At 65.9% G+C, this 17,664-nt stretch carries 18 protein-coding genes and 1 tRNA gene; 11 read left to right on the top strand and 8 right to left on the bottom strand.

Annotated elements, in window-relative coordinates; all coding sequences use genetic code 11:
* Positions 1 to 2: 2 nt before the first annotated feature.
* Positions 3 to 1,085, top strand: a complete 1,083-nt coding sequence (locus THSYN_RS18940) for a coiled-coil domain-containing protein (RefSeq protein ID WP_100920492.1) — start codon at positions 3 to 5, stop codon at positions 1,083 to 1,085.
* A 210-nt stretch (positions 1,086 to 1,295) separates the two neighbouring features.
* Positions 1,296 to 1,538, top strand: coding sequence for a hypothetical protein (locus THSYN_RS18935; RefSeq protein ID WP_100920491.1), 243 nt, complete (start codon positions 1,296 to 1,298; stop codon positions 1,536 to 1,538).
* Between the two features lie 65 nt (positions 1,539 to 1,603).
* Here the strand turns inward: THSYN_RS18935 and THSYN_RS18930 are convergent, their stop codons facing one another.
* A complete protein-coding gene (locus THSYN_RS18930) occupies positions 1,604 to 2,008 on the bottom strand; it encodes a hypothetical protein (RefSeq protein WP_236848616.1) in 405 nt (134 codons plus the stop codon).
* A gap of 397 nt (positions 2,009 to 2,405) precedes the next feature.
* Here THSYN_RS18930 and THSYN_RS18925 point away from each other — a divergent pair, with 397 nt between their 5' ends.
* The 9 genes from THSYN_RS18925 to THSYN_RS37015 all read left to right on the top strand — a co-directional run bounded on the left by THSYN_RS18925 (position 2,406) and on the right by THSYN_RS37015 (position 10,361).
* Complete coding sequence (locus THSYN_RS18925) at positions 2,406 to 2,792, top strand: hypothetical protein (RefSeq protein WP_100920490.1); 387 nt, start codon at positions 2,406 to 2,408, stop codon at positions 2,790 to 2,792.
* A gap of 100 nt (positions 2,793 to 2,892) precedes the next feature.
* Entirely contained in the window at positions 2,893 to 3,444 is a 552-nt protein-coding gene (locus THSYN_RS18920) for a DUF2202 domain-containing protein (RefSeq protein WP_157817782.1), read from the top strand.
* A gap of 5 nt (positions 3,445 to 3,449) precedes the next feature.
* The gene (locus tag THSYN_RS18915) at positions 3,450 to 4,091 is read left to right on the top strand and encodes an EF-hand domain-containing protein (RefSeq protein WP_100920488.1); all 642 of its coding nucleotides are present in this window, start codon (positions 3,450 to 3,452) and stop codon (positions 4,089 to 4,091) included.
* A 482-nt stretch (positions 4,092 to 4,573) separates the two neighbouring features.
* A complete protein-coding gene (locus THSYN_RS18910; protein WP_100920487.1) occupies positions 4,574 to 5,326 on the top strand; it encodes a DUF3313 domain-containing protein in 753 nt (250 codons plus the stop codon).
* Between the two features lie 171 nt (positions 5,327 to 5,497).
* Positions 5,498 to 5,791: a hypothetical protein gene (locus THSYN_RS35430; RefSeq protein WP_216644580.1), complete on the top strand. Its 294-nt coding sequence runs from the start codon at positions 5,498 to 5,500 to the stop codon at positions 5,789 to 5,791.
* 93 nt (positions 5,792 to 5,884) lie between these two features.
* Complete coding sequence (locus tag THSYN_RS18900) at positions 5,885 to 6,706, top strand: hypothetical protein (RefSeq protein ID WP_100920486.1); 822 nt, start codon at positions 5,885 to 5,887, stop codon at positions 6,704 to 6,706.
* 7 nt (positions 6,707 to 6,713) lie between these two features.
* Positions 6,714 to 7,880, top strand: coding sequence for a radical SAM/SPASM domain-containing protein (locus THSYN_RS18895; protein WP_100920485.1), 1,167 nt, complete (start codon positions 6,714 to 6,716; stop codon positions 7,878 to 7,880).
* A 578-nt stretch (positions 7,881 to 8,458) separates the two neighbouring features.
* Positions 8,459 to 10,174 carry a hypothetical protein gene (locus THSYN_RS18890; protein ID WP_100919025.1) on the top strand — a complete coding sequence of 572 codons (1,716 nt, stop codon included), beginning with the start codon at positions 8,459 to 8,461 and terminating at the stop codon, positions 10,172 to 10,174.
* A gap of 25 nt (positions 10,175 to 10,199) precedes the next feature.
* Positions 10,200 to 10,361, top strand: coding sequence for a Thivi_2564 family membrane protein (locus THSYN_RS37015; RefSeq protein ID WP_335582519.1), 162 nt, complete (start codon positions 10,200 to 10,202; stop codon positions 10,359 to 10,361).
* A gap of 358 nt (positions 10,362 to 10,719) precedes the next feature.
* On the opposite strand, the gene THSYN_RS18885 is transcribed toward THSYN_RS37015, so the two are convergent.
* The 7 genes from THSYN_RS18885 to THSYN_RS18855 form a co-directional block, all read right to left on the bottom strand.
* Entirely contained in the window at positions 10,720 to 11,346 is a 627-nt protein-coding gene (locus THSYN_RS18885; RefSeq protein ID WP_100920484.1) for an EF-hand domain-containing protein, read from the bottom strand.
* A 745-nt stretch (positions 11,347 to 12,091) separates the two neighbouring features.
* Positions 12,092 to 12,167: transfer RNA gene (locus THSYN_RS18880), tRNA-Asn, on the bottom strand.
* A 240-nt stretch (positions 12,168 to 12,407) separates the two neighbouring features.
* Complete coding sequence (locus THSYN_RS18875) at positions 12,408 to 12,971, bottom strand: GspH/FimT family pseudopilin (protein ID WP_100922494.1); 564 nt, start codon at positions 12,969 to 12,971, stop codon at positions 12,408 to 12,410.
* 107 nt (positions 12,972 to 13,078) lie between these two features.
* The gene (locus THSYN_RS18870) at positions 13,079 to 14,263 is read right to left on the bottom strand and encodes a pyridoxal phosphate-dependent aminotransferase (RefSeq protein WP_100920483.1); all 1,185 of its coding nucleotides are present in this window, start codon (positions 14,261 to 14,263) and stop codon (positions 13,079 to 13,081) included.
* 189 nt (positions 14,264 to 14,452) lie between these two features.
* Complete coding sequence (locus tag THSYN_RS18865; RefSeq protein WP_100920482.1) at positions 14,453 to 16,567, bottom strand: hypothetical protein; 2,115 nt, start codon at positions 16,565 to 16,567, stop codon at positions 14,453 to 14,455.
* A gap of 92 nt (positions 16,568 to 16,659) precedes the next feature.
* Positions 16,660 to 17,160 carry a PIN domain-containing protein gene (locus THSYN_RS18860; RefSeq protein ID WP_100920481.1) on the bottom strand — a complete coding sequence of 167 codons (501 nt, stop codon included), beginning with the start codon at positions 17,158 to 17,160 and terminating at the stop codon, positions 16,660 to 16,662.
* On the bottom strand, positions 17,153 to 17,404 hold the full coding sequence (locus tag THSYN_RS18855; protein ID WP_100920480.1) for a UPF0175 family protein: 252 nt from the start codon (positions 17,402 to 17,404) through the stop codon (positions 17,153 to 17,155). The genes THSYN_RS18860 and THSYN_RS18855 overlap by 8 nt, the downstream gene beginning before the upstream one ends.
* Positions 17,405 to 17,664: the final 260 nt, after the last annotated feature.

Below are 17,664 nucleotides of genomic sequence, written 5' to 3'. Positions count from 1 at the left end.
CCATGAAGAACACCGCCCTGCGCCTTTTGCTGGCCTGCTGCGCAACACCCGTGCCCACGCTTGCGTTGTCACAAACGCCGCAAGACGCGGCGGCCTCCCGGGCGCCTGGCGCTGATTCCGCCACCGCAACCGTCGAATCGTTACGGCAACAACTGGCGGCCCAGCGGGCGATCAACCAGCAGTTGCATACGCGCGTCAAGGCCCTGGAAGGACAACTGGCCGCCGGCAAACGGGGCGGCGGGTCGCCGCTCATCGGCCTCGATGCCAACGCCGCCAAGCCCCCGGTGGAGGCGCAAGCCGCGAACAGCGCGATGGAAGAGGCCTTGGTCACCAAGGGGCTGGTGCTGCTGCCTAGCGGCACCTTCCGCCTTACCCCGAGCCTGACCTGGTTCCACGACGGACAGGGCGATGACCATTATGAGTCCATCGCCTATGGCCTGGGTCTGGAGGCCGGCCTCCCCTGGGGCATGGCCGCCGCGCTGTATCTGCCTTATATCCAACGCGACTACCCGTTGGGGCGAGCCGACGGCACGGGTGATGTATCGGTCAGTCTTGGCAAGCGGCTCACGCAGGAAACCGCATCCTGGCCGTCACTGGTGGCGCGACTTGCCTACACCCATGACAACGGCAGCGCCCCGTTCGCCCCCGTACCGATTGGCGACGGCTTGCGCTCGCTCACGCTGTCACTGTCAGCCGTCAAGCGCAGCGAGCCGGTGGCGCTGTATGGCACGGTATCCTATGGCTACGCCTGGTCCAGAACCGCGACCTTTTGGGACGGTGCGGGCTATCAGACCGGCCGTCTCACGCCGGCCGATCGCTTTGGCCTGACCCTGGGCGTCACCCTGGCCGCGACCCCCGCTATTTCACTCGATGCGGGGCTGTCCTTTGACTTTCCAGGCAATGATAAGGTTGAACCGCTGGACGGCGAGGCCTACCGCAGCGCGGCCGCCACGGCCGGTTACATCAACCTGGGCGCCGACTTTACACTGGGCAAGAACCTGTTTCTGAACCTCTCGACGGCGGCCGGGGTCACGGACGACGCCAACGACTTCATCGTCTCGGTGTCACTGCCGTACCGCTTTTAGTGGCACTGATACAGTCTGACACGATGGGAAACCAAGCGATACTCCCTGGTCATGGTGCCGAAACACCCTCAGTGAATAATGTCTCTACCGCCACACGGAGAAACGCCCCAAGTGACACGCGGTTCACGAGGGGCCGTTTGCGGACGCGGCTGTCAGTATGGGTTGATAGCCGAACCATGTGCTCCACAACAGTCGCTTGAGGAAATTCAAATGAACGCAAAAGCCTTGTTGATCGCCCTGCTGGCCAGCGCCGCTTGCACGGCAGCCGCGGCGGATCAGACCACTGCGACCCAGGTCGCTCAGGGGCAAAGCAGCCAGCCAGCCCCGATTCAGCTCAGCGCCGCACAGATGGACCAGGTCGTGGCCGGTGGCAAGGGCCCCGGCACCGGCGTCTGCACCGGCACCGGTATCCCGAAGCTTGACGGCACCGGTCCGAAATACGGCAAGAAATAGGCCGTAAGCCGTGGTTGATGCACCGCCCCCGTCACCGGGGGCAGTGCAGCCGCGCTCGCAGAAGATCAACGACTGCGCGGCAAGATATTGATTACTCGCACCCAATCAGTGCCCGAGAAGGCTTCCCCGTAGGTGGTCAAACCGGTCAGTGTCAGTTTATTATCGCCGCCGATAATCAAGCCATTCAGTGTCTTGATCGCATCGATGTCGAACTTGGCGACGAAATTACCCCGATCATCGGCTTTCGAGCTGGCGATCAGAACACCGTTCAGATAGACCGAGTGGACCTCCACGTCGCCATAGGGAACTTCGGTATGCACCGTCACAACATTGCCTGCGCTGCCAATATTCAAAGCGCTTGGCGAAACCTGGATGACGGTTTCAAACGCCTGGGCCTGCCAGGCTGATGCGCAGAGCATTAACCCTGCTACCAGGAGTGAAGCTCGGGAAAGCCGGCTGGATAACATCATGATTCTCCAAACATGAACGATCTGTTGACGCCAATCACCGGGTAGCCGCGACGCCGATCAGGCAGCAGCGAACCTACCCACTTACACCATCTCTCCATAAGTATAGCTGAATATTGTAACGCCTCTGGCCCATCTCGCGGCAGTGACGACCGCAAGCGGTTGGAAATGCAGAATCCAACACAGTAGCCGCGTCAGGTAATCCGGGTCACCCCGACGTCAACAGGTGAGCGGCCGTCACCTCTCGGTCCAAGGCTGACTGGGGGCCTGGGGCCCGTTCGGCATGGTCTGTTGGACCAGCACCTCCAACCTGGCCGCAGCGCCCCAAACCAGCCGTCGCCGGCCGCACAGATACACGCCGTTACACACCGATACAAGCCGTTACGGCGCTGACAAGACGGTGCTACAGGATCCGGCGAGAATCGGTACCGTCATCATCGAGGCAGTTCCGATCATCAACCGCCTGACCCTCTCCGTGCTGCTCTGCGTCTTCGCCGCTGCGACCTGGGGCCAGGATCCGACCGCGGCGCCAGGCAGACCGCTGGACCTCAGCTTGCCGAGCGGCTCCCTGACCAGGACCTGGGGTTCGCCCACTGGCGCGGATGCCGCACGGTTGCCGGCCCTGGGTGAGCAACCCGGCGGTCCCGGCGCGGTCGGGGGGGGCGGCGGTGTCGGGCGCAGTGGCAGTCACCGCGCTGACTTGCCCTACGGCACCGGCTACGAGGCCAGGCACGGTCATGGCGGGGGCGGGGGCGGGCGTGGGGGCGGCATGGGACGGGGACGCTGAGCGTTGACACCCTAGAATCTACTCTTGGAAGGTAACCATCATGAAAACTCGTATACTAAGCTCCCTGGTCATTCTCGCCTGCGTTGGCGCCGGTCCGGTCATGGCCAAGGGACCCAACAGCCCAGGCGCGTCGCAAATCCCGGTGACGGTCCCCAGCCTCAGCACTGTTGCCGCTGACGACTTGCTCAAGATGCGCGAAGAGGAAAAGGTCGCCCGCGATGTCTACTTCAAGCTCTACGCGCGCTGGAAGACACCAGTGTTCTCGCAGATCGCCGCCTCGGAGCAGATCCACTTCGATGCGCTCGGTGCTAAGATCCGGACCTACGGATTGACCGATCCCGCCCTGCCGGGAGAGGGCGACTTCACCAACACCGACTTGCAGAACGCCTATGACGAACTGTCGGCCAGCGGGTTGACGTCCCCGGTTCAGGCGCTGACGGTGGGTGCGACCATCGAGGATATGGACATCAGCGACCTGCAGACGGCCATCGCCGATACCGACCAGGCGGCGCTCAAGACCACCTACCAGAACCTCATGGAGGGGTCGAAGAACCACCTGCGTGCCTTTGTCAAGCTGCTGCGGGCAGCCGGCGTGCAATACCAGCCACAATACATCGACGAGGCGCTTTTCGACGCGATCGTTGGAGGATAACCTAGATGAAACACCAAACCGAAACGATCACCCGCGGCTTGATCCTGGCCATCGCCTGCCTGTTACTACCCGGCACCCTGGCGGCGCAGGCCCCGGCGCCACCCGGTCCCATGACCTTCTCCGAACTGGACAAGAACGGCGATGGGGCCGTTACCGAGCAGGAGTTCACGACCGCTCACGGGGCGCACATGGCCGCGCGCGCGGCCCAAGGCGCACCCATGCGTGGTGCGGCCACGGCGCCGACCTTCGCCGACTTCGATCGCAACGGCGACGGCCGCTTGACCAGCGAGGAGTTCCAGGCCGGACGCCAGGCGCTCATGCAGGGCCGTCCGGGGATGGGCGCGGGACCCGGGGCTGGCCCCGGCGGTGGTATGGGGCCTGGTGGTCGCGGAATGGGTATGGGCCGCAACATGCCGGTCTTCGCCGAGTTCGACCTCAACGGAGATGGCACTCTGACCGAAACGGAATTCTATGAGGCGCGGGCCAAGCGCATGGCCGAGCGTGCGGCCCAGGGGTATGCGATGCGCAATGCCGGCAAGGCACCTGCTTTCAGTGCTATCGACACCGACGGCAATGGCCAGGTGACGCCAGACGAATTCGCCGCCAGCCAGGCCGCGCATCGCGGGCAAATGATGTCGCAACCCTGATATCCTGATCGGGAGTCCCGGCCGCGGCCGGCGCCCTGGGATAGCCGTAACGGTTTTTTATTTTCGGTTCCTCGTTTTTCGAGGGGGCTGGCAAATAAGGCGTTACGAAAAGGCGAGAAACGAAAAGCCAATTCAGTAACGTAGCGGGCGGTGTGCCACTGCCATTAGGCTAAGGCGTACTCGCCGACCGCGTCGCCTCGGCCTGGAGTCCAAGGCTTCAGCCTTGGCGCGCTCCAAAGCTGAAGCCTTGGACTCCAGGCGATTGGGCGGCGGCGCTTAACTTAACGGCAGCGGGCCGCTGTGCACGGCCGCCGCCGCGTGCCGGTGCCCAGCCGCGGGCGGCCACATCCCAGCCCCGGTGCGGCGGCAAACTGGCGTAAAATGAGCGGCGTGCCTCGTGATCGGCGTGCCACGTACGTGCGTCGGCTACGCCAGAGGCGGCACTGCCGCGGTCCGCGGCGTCCCGGAACCTTGAGCGGAACATGCCCTTGAAGACCTTGCTGACCCCGATCGCGCTGGCGGCCCTGCTGCTGACGGGGGGCTGCGCGACCACCCACGGCGGCGGCCACCGGGCGGCCTACGCGGACTTTCTGAGCCAGCCGGAGCGGTTGCGCCCCGCACCCAATGCGAGCGGGGCGCTGGTGTGGATCGACCCCGGGGCGGAGTTGGCGCGCTACCAGCGGTTCCTGATCGAGCCCATCCAGGTCCGGCTGGCTGACGACGCCGCCTACAAGACGGTCGATCCCGCTGAGTTGAAGGCCCTGGCCGATTACCTGCAGCAGGCGATCACCAAGGCCCTGGGCCCCACCTACCAGGTGGTCAGCAAACCCGGCCCCGGGGTGCTGAAGCTGCGCATTGCCATCACCGACCTGGTACCGACCAAGCCCGCCTATAGTGTGGCCGCACTGGTGGTCCCCTATGCCACGGTCGCCGACCTGGCGTCCGGTCCGGTGGCCGGCCGCCCCGCGGGTTCCACCGCCTACCTGGGTCGCACCGGCATCGCCGGGATGCTGATCGACGCCCAGAACCAGCAGGTGGTCGCGGAGTACGCGGACAACCGGGTTGGGCGCAAATATGTGGTCGATACCAGCGGGGGTCTCACCGGCGCCGTCACGACCGGGGTTGGGGACTATGTGAAGTCCTATTCCACCTGGGCCTATGCGCGCCAGGCCTTCGACGGCTGGGCGGGGGATCTGCGCCGCTGGCTGGACGGGGTCCACCGGCGTCCGGACTGAAGGGCGGCGCCGCGCCGTCAGTGAGTGCTTAGTAAGGCATTCTCTAAATAGACCTGTTTGCCTGTTAGTGAACCGTTCCTTATCCCCCCGGCCGTTGGCCCGGGTGGAGGTGCCGCAGAACCACAAGACGAGCGATGAGGCCCTTTGGCAATACACCTAACGAGAATCACTATGAGCGACAAATCCGTTACTGACTCCGGCTCAGAGGCCGAACTGACCGACGACGAACTGCAAAGCCGTCGGGGTTTCCTGATCGGCATGGGCCGCTGGTCGAAGATCGTGATCGGCGCCGCCATCTTCGGCGGCCTGGCGGTGCCGCAGTCGGACGCCGAGGCGGGCTGGCTCAACCGCCGCGGCGGCTGGATCAACCGCCGCGGCGGCGGCTGGGTCAATCGCCGTGGCGGCGGCGGTTGGGTCAACCGCAACGGCGGCGGCCGCGGCGGCAGTTGGATCAACCGGCGCTGAGCGAGGCCCGGTTGTCACCCGGCCCCGGGGCGATAGCGCCGGGGCTGGCCAGTCATCAAGGCGGCGCCCCGACGCCGCGGGGAGCAGGCCACCGTGTCACACCAGACACCGATCCCGTCCGGGGATCATCCGGAGCAGACCGTTTTCAGCATTCCCGCGACCCTGTTTCAGGCCTGCCCCGACCGTCGCGTGATCCTGCGCACCGCCGATCCCGCGGCGGCCCGGACCCTGCTCGGGCCCGCCGTGCCATCAAGGGTGTTGTTCCTGCAGGTCACGGACCTGACGGCGGACCTGGGGCCCTTGGTCCACTGGGGTGAGGGGCTGGCCATCGACCTGCTGATGGCCGACCCGGCAACCCAACTCCCCCTGCTTTACCGATGTACCGGATTGCTGGACCGCCATCCGGTGCGCGTGACGATCGCGCTGCTCCCGGGGGTGGCGCGGGCCGTCAAGCTGGCGGTCTCACTCGGCTTTGCGGTCCGTCTGGCGGGGCATCAGGCGTCTCCCGCGGTGGTCGCGGAACTGCAGGAGGCACTCGCAGGATACCTCTACAATCCCACGGTCGCCCAGCCGGTGGAGCCCTTTCACGGCCTGTTGCTGGCCTTCCTGCACGACACCCCGGTCGATCTCTGGGCATTGCTGGAGCGTGACCAGGCCGAGGTCCTCATCCTGGACGACCAGGGCCAGGTAGCGCCCGACCAAGGTCCCGCGTGCGTGACGGCGTGGCGCGCGGGGCTGGTCGCCGCCGGGGCCGAGTGTCGCGACTGCCCCTGGCTCGCCCCCTGCGGCGCCTATTTCAAATGGCCCCGGTCCGACGCCGACTGCACCGGTGTGAAGTCGCTGTTCGCCGAACTGCACGCGGCGGCGGCCGAACTGCGCGCCGGGCTCGCCGCTTTCGCCGCGTCGCGGGGTTGACCGCGCCATGAGTACCAAGGTCTTTTCACTGATCCTCCTCCCGACGCTCCAATGCAATGCTGACTGTGACTACTGCTTCGAGGTCAAGACCAACGACCGGCTGTCCCTGGAGCGCCTACAGGAACTGATCGACAAGGTATTGGATCATCTCGTCGAACAGGACATCGCCGGGCTCATGATCCACTGGCAGGGCGGTGAGGCCATGACCCTGCCGCCGTCCTGGTTCGCCCGGGCCCAGGCCCTGATCGCGGCGGCCGCCGCGGCGCGCGGGCGTAGCGTGACCCACGGATTGCAGACCAACATGATTGGTTACAGCCCGAAGTGGAATCCGGTGATCCGCGAGATGTTCGACAACAACGTCAGCACCTCACTGGACTATCCCAACCTCTACCGGCGCCGCCGGGGGCAGGACGCCGCCGACTACAACGCGGTCTGGACGCGCAAGGTGCGCCTGGCACGCGCCGCGGGCATCGAGGTGGGGGTTATCGCGGTGCCCAACGCGGCGACTCTGGAACTCGGCGCCGAGCGCTTCTACCGCCATTTCGTCGATGAACTCGGTATTCGCAGCTTTCAGGTCAATACGCCTTTTCCCGGGGGTGAGTCCAACCAGGCGAAGGGCCTGTTGCCGACGGGCAGCGCGGCGCTCATCGGCTTCTATATCGACCTGGCCGAGGTCTGGCTGGCGCGCGGCGAACGCGATGGGGTCCGGGTCGGCCCCTTCGATGAGCTATTGGCCTATTTCAGCGGAACGCCGACGGTCCTGCCCTGCATCTGGACCGACGACTGTGCCAATCACATTCTCTGTATCGACGCCCGCGGTCATGTCGCCCAGTGCGACTGTTGGGTCACGAGCTACCCGGACTACCGGTTCGGCAACATCTTCGAGTGCGCAAGCCTGAGCGAGTTGCTCGCCGCCAGTGCGGTCGTGGAGCGCTTTCACCAACGCCCCATGGCACTGGTCGCGCGTGACTGCATCGCCTGCGACTACCTGGCCCTGTGCCACGGCGGCTGCCCGGTGCGGGCCTTCTCGGTGCATGGGACCCTGTTTGAGAAGGACCCCCATTGCGCCCTCTATCAGGCCCTGTTCGGCCACCTGGCGGGCGCCGCGGCGCGGCAGGCCCGCGCGAGCGCGGCCCATAGCAGTGGGGCGTCGGGCGGGGGGCGAGGGGAGTGATGCAGCCCCACAGGCCGCTGAAACTCCCTCAATGCTGAGCCCTCCAGGGGCCTGATCTGGCCATTTAACCTAAAACTGCTTTTTCCGGGTTTAAGACGCAGCGCCCTGGGTTGTGTTCCGGTTTCCGGGCCTGGTTGCGGTCTGCGCGCTATGTTCTGCGGCGCACCGACTGAGCCCATCCGTGGGCCTATAGTGGGGAACATCGCAGCGGACTCTCTCCTCAGCCATTGCCGAGGCAGGGTGCGAGCCGACCAAAGCCGCTGCCGATCGCACCGAAGACAACCGCAGAATACCTGCTGCTGCAACCTGATTGGAGAATTGTCATGCCATTGGTTTCCTTGATTGTTACCCTCGTCGTCGTAGGCGTCGCCCTAGGGTGTTCAATCTGACCTAAAAAGGCGCCGAAAAGTCGATGCAAGAAGCGTGTTGCCTGGAAGGCCCGGCGGTCGGTTCTGTGCTTGGGGGAGTACGATGACGCGTGCGACACTTTCTCATGCCAAGCCGTTGACAAACGACGAACGCTTGATCAGTCTACTGGCGCGGTGATCTGACCGCCTTGCCGGAGCACGCACGACGTGATGAATGCATTCAAGAGCCCAGCGAGCCGTCTGGCCAACCTGTTCCAGCGATCACGTGATGCCTGGAAGGCGAAAGCGTTGGAGCGGCAGCAGCGCCTGCGGGCCGCGGAGGTCAAGATTCGGGATCTGGAGCACAGCCGCGCGCAGTGGAAGGCGCGTGCGCTAAAGGCGGAGCGTGCGCGAACGGGAGCCGAAGAGGCCGCGGCGCCGGCGGATGACGAACCAGCGGATGAGCCACCACACCTTGCGCTGTCCCCGCCGGTCGGCCATCACTATTCGGTCATGGTCATGCAGTTAACCATGCGGCTGTATCTGCACGCGGGGCTCGGCAGCCGCGGGGTGGCGCGGGTATTGAATCTGTTCGGCGCGTCACTCCCGGTGGCGGCGCCAGCCCACACCACCGTGCTCAACTGGGTCTATCGCTGCGGTCTCGCGATTCTCAATCGCCAACCGCAATGGCGCACGGATTGGATCTACGTCGCCGACCATACGATCGCCTTGGGGGCGTCCAAGTGCCTCGTCATCCTGGGTATTCCGGTGAGTGCACTGGCCCAGAGCGGTTACAGCCCGTGTCACGGCGCCATGCAGGTGCTGGCCGTGGAGATCACAACACACAGCACGGGAGCGTGGGTCGCACAAGTGCTCAGGCGCGTTGCGCAACGCACCGGTCCACCAGTCCAGATCGTTGCCGACCACGGCAGCGACCTGCACAAGGGCATCGCCTTGTTTCAGGAGCACGCCACTGCCTGCGTCTATACTTATGATATATCGCATCTTATTGCGACGCGGCTCAAGGCCGAGATGGGCCGAGATGCGCGCTGGGAGTCCTTGCTGGCGCACTGTCGCCGCGCGTGGTCGTCCTTGCAGCAGACCGATCTCGCCTTCTTGCTGCCGCCTCGGCAGCGCATCAAGGCGCGTTTTATGAATCTGGATGTCCATGTGCGGTGGGCACAACGCGTCCTCGCCTACCATGATCGCGGCGACTTCAGCGCGATCCGCGCGCAATACGTCCTGAAGTGGTCGGCATGGGAGCACCTGTGCGCGCGGTTCGGCGCCGCCCGGGCGCACCCATTGCGGGCCATCGTCGGCATTCGCTATCCCGACCGGGCGGCTTTTTGCCAGGCACTGCAGACACACTCAGACCTCGAGAGTGATACGCTCGACGATGTGTTCTGGCAGCAAGCGGACGCCGGGTACAGCCGCTTCCTTGACGGCTTTGCCTGGCTACTGTCCTACCGGGATGACCTGGTGGATTACGCGCAAATGATGGCGCAATCCAAGCTGATTCAGTCGCATCTCAAATCCACGGGTCTTCAGCAGGGCTCCCAAGAATCACTCCAGGCCACGCTGCCACCGCCGTCAACGCTCACCCCACGGGCGGCGGCCTTTACCCAACAGATTCTCGCGAAGGTCGCATTGGAATCCGCCAAGATCCCGACTGATAGTGTCTGGCTGGCCTCCTCCGATATCATCGAATCGGTCTTCGGGAAATACAAATGCTTCACCACCAGGGGGCCGCTCAAGGAGATCGGTAAGCTGGTGCTTGCGATTCCTGCCTTCATCGCCGACCTAGCGACTCCGTTGATTCAGGAGGCGATGGAATCGGTGCGTACTATTGATGTCGAGCAGTGGGCGACAACGCACCTCGGTGCGTCGATGCTGGCCCGGCGTCGGCGTGCTCTCATTGATTTTGTGTCAAACACGAAAACTGCATGAATTTAATTTGCGATATAGGTGAGATATTGAACACCCTAGCGTCGCCCTATGGCTGATCAACAACTATATCCCGATGGACGGGAAGATCAAGACGATCTTGAATGTGGTCGTCGTCATCGTCGTGGTACTGTGGCTGTTGTCGCTCTTTGGACTCTTGGGCTCCCTATCGGGGCTGCGGGTCGGATAGCGTGCTGCCAGCCACGTACTAGCGGTCAGTACGCCGTCCTGATCAACGCATGTGCAATACCGGCAGGTCGGACCGCAAGGTCCGACCTGCCGGTATTGTGTTACCGCGATTTCTTCCAAGTGCTCCCGGATCAGGGAATGCTTGTCGCGTCGTTGTCGTAGTCGTTGTCGTAATCGTACTCGGAGAAGCGATGCAATCTGGCGTGCGAGAAAGCCCGGGGGGCTACGCTAACCTCGACAACGACAACGACAACGACAACGACAACGACAACGGTTGTGTTGTGTTTAATTTGTTGTTGACTAGTTACTAAGGCGTCGCCCCCGCCGCGGGGGGCGATGCGTCATGCGCGACCCTGGTTTCAGCGTTGGGGCTGCGGCTGCGAATGCTGGGTCTGGACCACGGCGAATTCCTCCGCGCTGATCCGTCCGTCGCCATTGAGATCGATCGCCTCGAAGGTCGGGGCATTGCGCAGACTCCCGATCGGCAAGCCCTGTTGTGACTTCTCCACGACGCGGTTGGCCCGTGCGTCATTGAATTCAGACGCACTGAGGCCGCCGTCGTGATTCTCATCGAGATCGGCGAAGGCGGGCAGTGCCCCTGCCATGCCGACCCCGCCGCCATCACTGAGCCCCATCTGCGGGCCGGACCCCTGGGTCCCGGGACCACTCGCCGGCGCGGGCGGCTGAACCGTGGTGAATTCGGCGGCCGTCACCTGGCCATCGCTATTGCGGTCAAAGACCGCGAAGGTCGTCGTGTTGGCGACGCCGCCCATGGGCGCGCCGGCCGCCGCACGCTCACTGGTCTGCTGCTCGTGAACGCGGTTGAACTCTTGCGCACTGATACTGCCGTTACCATCCCGGTCGTAGGCGGTGAACGGCAGCGGGCCGCCGACGATGACGTTCTCCGACTCGGCCAGCGCGGGCTGGACCGCGCAAGCGGCGGTTATCGCCAGGCTAAGGACAAGCATCCGGGTCTTGTGGTTCATCATGACTCTCTGTGAAAAAAAGTTGGGTTGGCGTGCCGTCCGGTACCGTGGCGCGACCAAGACCTGCAATAAGGGGCTTGGTCGGAAGGACGCAACCTGACGAGGGCCTTGTGACGTGAGGGGGGCGTGACAGGACTCAGGGATCGCCTCAGACGCCTGGCGCCGACACTCAAGTCCTTTCGGGACCCTCTCCTTATAGGCTTGGTCGCTTGCCGGGTCGGTGCGCTGACGTACATAAGCCGTCGGCCGCCACCCCATTGCTATTCGATGTCCCGGGGCGGGCTCGCACCGCTGATCCTAAGGATCGACAGTCACATGAGGCCCCGCCGAGCGGCCTTCCCCTGTCGTCAACGAAAACGCCAAGTCATTGAATCGTAAATAAGCCGCCTGCGCTGTGAAGGTCGGTGAATGTGCTAGGATAGGGTATGTTCCGCCACGAGACAGGGCCGCAGGACCGGGCCGACACCCCGACCGCCGCGGTCGGCGCCGGGCAAGCCGCGCGGCAGGACCGCGATATCCGCGCGCTCGAGTTGCGGTTAGATGCGCGTATTCGTGAAACGAAACTGGAACTTGAGGCCAGACTGTCGGAGACGAACGCCCGCATTGCGGAAACCAAGGCCGACCTGACCCGCTGGGTCATCGGCGCGGGAGTCCTGCAAACGACCATCATCATCGGCGACTGGGCGATGAGTGCGCCATGGGCACAAAAAAAGGGGTTAGGCTTTCACCTAACCCCTTATTTTTTTGGCTCCCCGGGACGGGCTCGAACCGCCGACCTAATGATTAACAGTCATCCGCTCTACCGACTGAGCTACCGGGGAATGTCGACAGCCCATTATTTTAGCCACTCGAGGCCCTGTGGTCAACCGCTAGATTCGGTCGGCTTGTCCTTGCCGGTTCGCTGGTGACGGGCACCACCAGGCGCACTTGTCCGGACCAATAGGCTTAGGGTGCGCCGCGCGCACCGCAAGAGGCTGCGCCCGAGCGCAGCGGTCAGAGGGTCGCGGACGGCGCACCCTACGGCAGCGGCGCGGTCGTCCGGGCATTTGCATCACGCGGTATTACGGGGGGCACTGGAGTGCCACACCGCCGGGCGCATACTGTGCGACCCGGGCACGCCCCACGGCATCGACGATCACGGCACGCCCGAAGCTGGGAGTACGTCGATCGCAGAGCGTGATGGTTGCCGCACCGCCTGCCGAACCATCGGGATGGAAGAAAAAGCGCGGCGAGGTGCCGTTCTTGTCGATCGTCACGGCGGCCAGTTCGGCCGCGTCCACGCGCCGTAGCACTTGCAGAATATTGGGCGGCGACGCGGTGTCGACGGTCGCGACCATGTACCCGCCCTGCCACAGTTGATCCGCTGGCCAGTTGGCGTTGTCCGTGCATTGTGCGGCAACGTTGCAGGGTCCCACGGCGACCCGGCCAACCCCGCGTTTGACCGCGCTGGAGCGGGCATACTGGAGATGGGCCAACAGGGTGTTGGCGGTACTGGTCAGTTTGGTGCGGGAGAGGAGGTCGGCGAAGGCCGGAACCCCAAGTGCCAGGAGGATGATCAGCACCAGCAAGGTGACCATCAGTTCGATCAGGGTGAATCCGCGGCGGCGGCGATGCGTTGCTGTCATGGGATTTCGCTCCTTGTGACCTGGCGCAAGTCTAGTCGCTGCCGTGCGGGTTTACCGTGAAAGTCGCGCGTCGCGCCGCGTGCGCCGCGCGAGTCGGCCGGCCGGCGCTACCCGATCGCCCTGCCGATCCGCTCCAGGGCCTGGTCCAGGTTGCTCGGGCTGGTCGCAATCGAGATGCGCACATGCCCGGCCAGCCCGAAGGCGGAGCCCGGCACCAGGGCCACCCCGACCTTCTCCAGCAGATATTCGGCAAACTCCAGGTCGTTGTTGACTCCGGCCAGCCGCTCGATGGCCTGCTGGACCCGCGGGAAGACATAGAAGGTCCCGTCCGTGGGCAGGCACTCGATGCCGGGGATCAGGTTCAATTGCTCGACCACATGGTCATGGCGTTCCTTGAAGGCGCGGGTCATCACGCCGATGCAGTCCTGGGGGCCTTCCAGCGCGGCCTGCGCCGCCACCTGGGCGATGGACGTCGGGTTGGAGGTGCTCTGGGACTGGATCTTGGTCATGGCCTTGATGACCTCGACCGGGCCCCCGGCATAGCCGATGCGCCAGCCGGTCATGGCATAGGCCTTCGAGACGCCGTTGAGCACCAGGGTGCGGGGGGCGAGGTCCGGGCACACATTGAGGATGTTGACGAAGGGGGCCGAGTCCCAGCGGATGTGCTCGTACATGTCGTCGGTGGCGATCAGGGCTCGCGGGAAGTTGCGCAGCACCGCGCCCAGGGCCTTCAATTCGTCCGCGCTGTAGGACATCCCAGTGGGGTTGGACGGGCTGTTGATGACCACCAACCGGGTCTTGTCGTTCATCGCCGCCTTGAGCTGGGCCGGGGAGATCTTGAAGTGTTGCTCGGCCGGCGCGTGTACCAGCACCGGGGCCCCGCCGGCCAACAGCACGATATCCGGATAGGAGACCCAGTAGGGCGCCGGGATCACCACCTCGTCGCCCGGGTCGACGACCGCGAGCGCCAGGTTGAAGAAGCTCTGCTTGCCGCCGCAGGAGACCAGCACCTGCTCCGGGGCATAGTCCAGGGCGTTTTCGCGCTTGAACTTGGCGACGACCGCGGCCTTGAGGCTGGGCATCCCGTCGACCGCGGTGTATTTGGTGAACCCCTGGTGGATCGCGGCCACGGCCGCCTCCTTGATGTGGTCCGGGGTGTCGAAGTCCGGCTCACCGGCGCCCAGGCCGACGACGTCCTTGCCCGCCGCTTTGAGGGCCTTGGCGCGGGCGTCGACGGCGAGGGTGGCGGAGGGCTTGACGGCCTGGACGCGGGCGGCGAGCTTGATGGTCATCGGCAAGGGTCTCGGGTGAACAGATCAGAATGAATCGGCTTGGTAACCGTTTAGTATATCGGATTGCAGCGGCGCGAACATCAGTGCCGGACTGCGTGAAAGCTGCGCGGCGACGCGGTGGGGGCGGCTTCAGCCGCGCCGGGCCGCGCCGCGAACGCGGTGTCGGCGTCGCGCCTGGCGGATACCCCCTCAGGTCTCCGGCAATTCCTTGGCATAGAGCACGGACCAGTCGGCCACCTCGTGCAGGCAGTCCTCGGCCACCCGCTCGGCCAGGCGCAGGATGTCGAGCGACCAGGCGCCGGGGTCGGTGGCGGGCTGGGCGCGCGCCTGCGCCAGGCGTCCTGCCAGGCCCTGGGCCGCGGCGGCGCGCCCGCCCAGGACGCGCGCCAGGCGCTTGGAGCGCTCGGCCAGGCGCCGGGTCTCGCCCTGGAAGCGCAGGCCGTTGCAGGAGGCGACGGCGGCGGGCAGGACGGCGGCGAGGAAGATCAGCCAGGGGGCCAGGTCGTGCTTGATCCAGTCGGCCCAGGGCAGCCGGTGGGTGAGATAGAGGACGAGCAGCAGGAGGTCGAACGCGACGACCCAGATCACGGCCTGGCTGAGCCGGGCGCCGGCCTGTTCGGCAAAGCGGTCCAGGCGATGCATGAGGCCCTGGGTGCGGTCATGGTAGGTGATCTGCTCGGCGATCCATCCGCCGCGCACCAGGTCCAGCGCGGCGGCGGGGGCGAGGGTCAGGATCTGGGGCGCGGGGTCGGTGGGGTCGGTCGGCGAGACGCCGCGGGCGATGGCATCGCACAGCCAGTCCACCGCGCTCTGGTGGATACAGCGCTCGGCGTGTCGGGGCGGGGCGGCGGCGGGGGGCCGATAGGCGCCGCACGCCGGCAGGAAGAGCAGTGCGCGCAGGCGTTCAGCCAGATAGCGGTAGTCCACGGCACGGTCGTTCCAGTGCTCATCCCGGGCACGGTGGGTGTTGCGGGAGATGATGATGAGCAGCCAGAGCTTGGCCGCTGCCAGGCCCAGCAGGCTCCAAGCCAGCCAGTGGGCGCCATGGTGAACGGCGAGCAGGGCGAGGCCGGCCGTGGCCAGGGCCACGGCGGCGACCGCCAGGCCGTAGTTGAGCACAAAGGCACCGCGGTAGAGGCCACTGTAGTGATAGTTGAGCGCGGTGGCGCGGGTGCGATAGTCCTTGAAGGCCGGTGGCCGGGGCACGGGTGGGGGCGCGACCGGCGCCGCAAACCGGCCCGCGAGCCGGCGCCAGGCGCGCGCCCACCAGGCGGCCCGGGGTCTGGGTGGCGTTGGCGGCTGGGTCTTGGGGTCGGCGAAGCGGCGTGTCACCTGCTCCCACACCCACTCGCGCAAGGTGCGTCGGCGCTCACCGGTGTGGCGCCATCTGGGCGGGGCGGCGGCGCCGTCGAAATACTCCTCGAGCAGGCGCAGCCCCTCACGGTGCGCCTGCCGCTCGGCCTGGTCGGCGCCCGCGAGCCCCACATCCGGGCCGACCAGGATGGCGGTGACCAGGTCCGCCAGGTCGGCATCGGTGCAGGGGGGACCGGCCAGTGCGCCGGCCAGATCCTCCGCCGGGCGGATCAGCCAGACCCCGCCGCGCACCGTATTGATGAACAGCACGGGCAGGTCGCAGGCCAGCGCGGCCGGCACCGTCTCTAAGGTGCCGCCGGGCTTCGCCGGGGCGTTGGGGTCCGCGGCGGCTACCAGGAGGTCCGCGTGTCGCAGCAGCAGGGCCGACTGGGCGCGATAGGCACGGCCGCGGCGTTGGCTGGCCAGCGCCAGGCGCTCACTGGCTGCGGCGTCCGGGTCCGGCTTGTCGTAGATGCCGTCCGCCACGACCACGTAGGCGCAGCGGGCCACCTGGCGGTCGAACTCGGGGTGGAAGTCCGGCGCGCGGCTGGCGCGGTAACTGGGCAGATCGAAGGGCAGCACCGCCGCCAACTCGGTCTCGATGCAGTCGTCGCCCGCCCCGTCCGGCCCCGCACCGTCCGGGGCTATGTGCAGTCGGTCCAGCACCCGCGCCGCCACCGTATCCGCCCCCTCGCACAGCCCCGTCACCAGGCGCAGCAGGGGCGGGCGGCGGGCGTAGAAGGCCGATACCGGCGGCTTTCGCCCGACCTGTACCGGCACCCCGGGGGTCAGGGCCGCCAACTGGCGGCCGATGACGGCAAACACCTGTGCCAGGGTGGTGTCCAGGGTCTCTTCTTGCGCGGCCGACAGCACCCGCCGTCCGGCAAAGCCCAGGCGCAGCAGGGCCCGCGGGCGGGGTGGGAGGGAGTTCGCGGGTGCGGGGTGCGGCATGACGCTCATCCTGTGGGTCGGTGGCACTGGCGGGGATTATCCCGCACGTGGCTTCACAAACATATCGGGTCGCGTCGGCCCTGACCGATCCATCAGGGCCCCGGCGATTCAGGCTCCCCAGCCAGCGACAACAGGGCGCGCCGCGCCGCAGGTGACAATCGAAAGCCCCGGTCCTCTAGTGTGTCGCAGATCGGCGCCAAGTCGTCCAGCATACGCGCCCGCTTTGCCTTGAGCAGCACGCCCAGTGTTCCCGTGTAGACCACCCCAAGCAGGTCGGCGAAGCGTCGTGCACGGCGGTCGTCGAGAAGCGCGAGGTGCCCGGCCGTTTCCTTGGCCAGGGCCATCACCTGGATCTCCCCCGCGCCGAGCCCGCTGGCCAGCGGCAACAGAACCCGGGTCTGGGGCTCGACGATCCGTATCCACGGCAAGTCCGCCACCGTCGGCAGATGGACACCCAGCGCCCGACCCCGCTCCAACGCGTCGCGCACCGCGGGCGGCAGCAAGATACCCCCGTAGAGACAGGGCAACAGGTCCAGCAGGTCAAGCTGGAACAGGTATTGGATCGGCGAGGTGTCGGCGATGACCTCAGGCATTGGCGATATCGTGCGCCAGTTCATCCGCGGTGAGATCGAACGCCGCAACGCCGTAATCGCCCAGCCTCGCGAGGAACAGCGGTTGCGGCACGCCCGCCAGTTCCGCCGCGGCCCCGCAGGACAGCCGTCCCAGTTCAAAGAGCTTGATGGCGGCCATCATGCGCAACGCGATGCCGGCCTGACGGTCATCGGCACCCAGCTGCAGGGCGATTTCCGCGGGGATATCGAAGGCGACGCGGGACATGGTTGAAACCTCTGTTGGAGCCTGCGCGCCCTCGTTGAGACGATCCGCCGGGTCGATCAGGCGACGCTTGGGTCGTGCCGGTGAGCTGTGGTGGTGCAGTGTCGGCCCTGGGATCGCCGACAGTCCGGGGCGTCCCGCATCGGGGTGACGGCACCGTAACGCACGACTGGATGGTAGTCGCGCCGAGGTGTGGCGGCAAGACAATGAAAGTCCCGTGTGGGAGCGGCTTCAGCCGCGACGAGGCCCTGGCCGCTTGCGCG

Origin of the sequence: Candidatus Thiodictyon syntrophicum (genome assembly GCF_002813775.1) — a bacterium.
In the GTDB taxonomy this organism is placed as follows: Bacteria; Pseudomonadota; Gammaproteobacteria; order Chromatiales; family Chromatiaceae; genus Thiodictyon; species Thiodictyon syntrophicum.
Note: the sequence above shows the minus strand (reverse complement) of the source record. Positions and strands in the feature narration are given on the sequence as shown.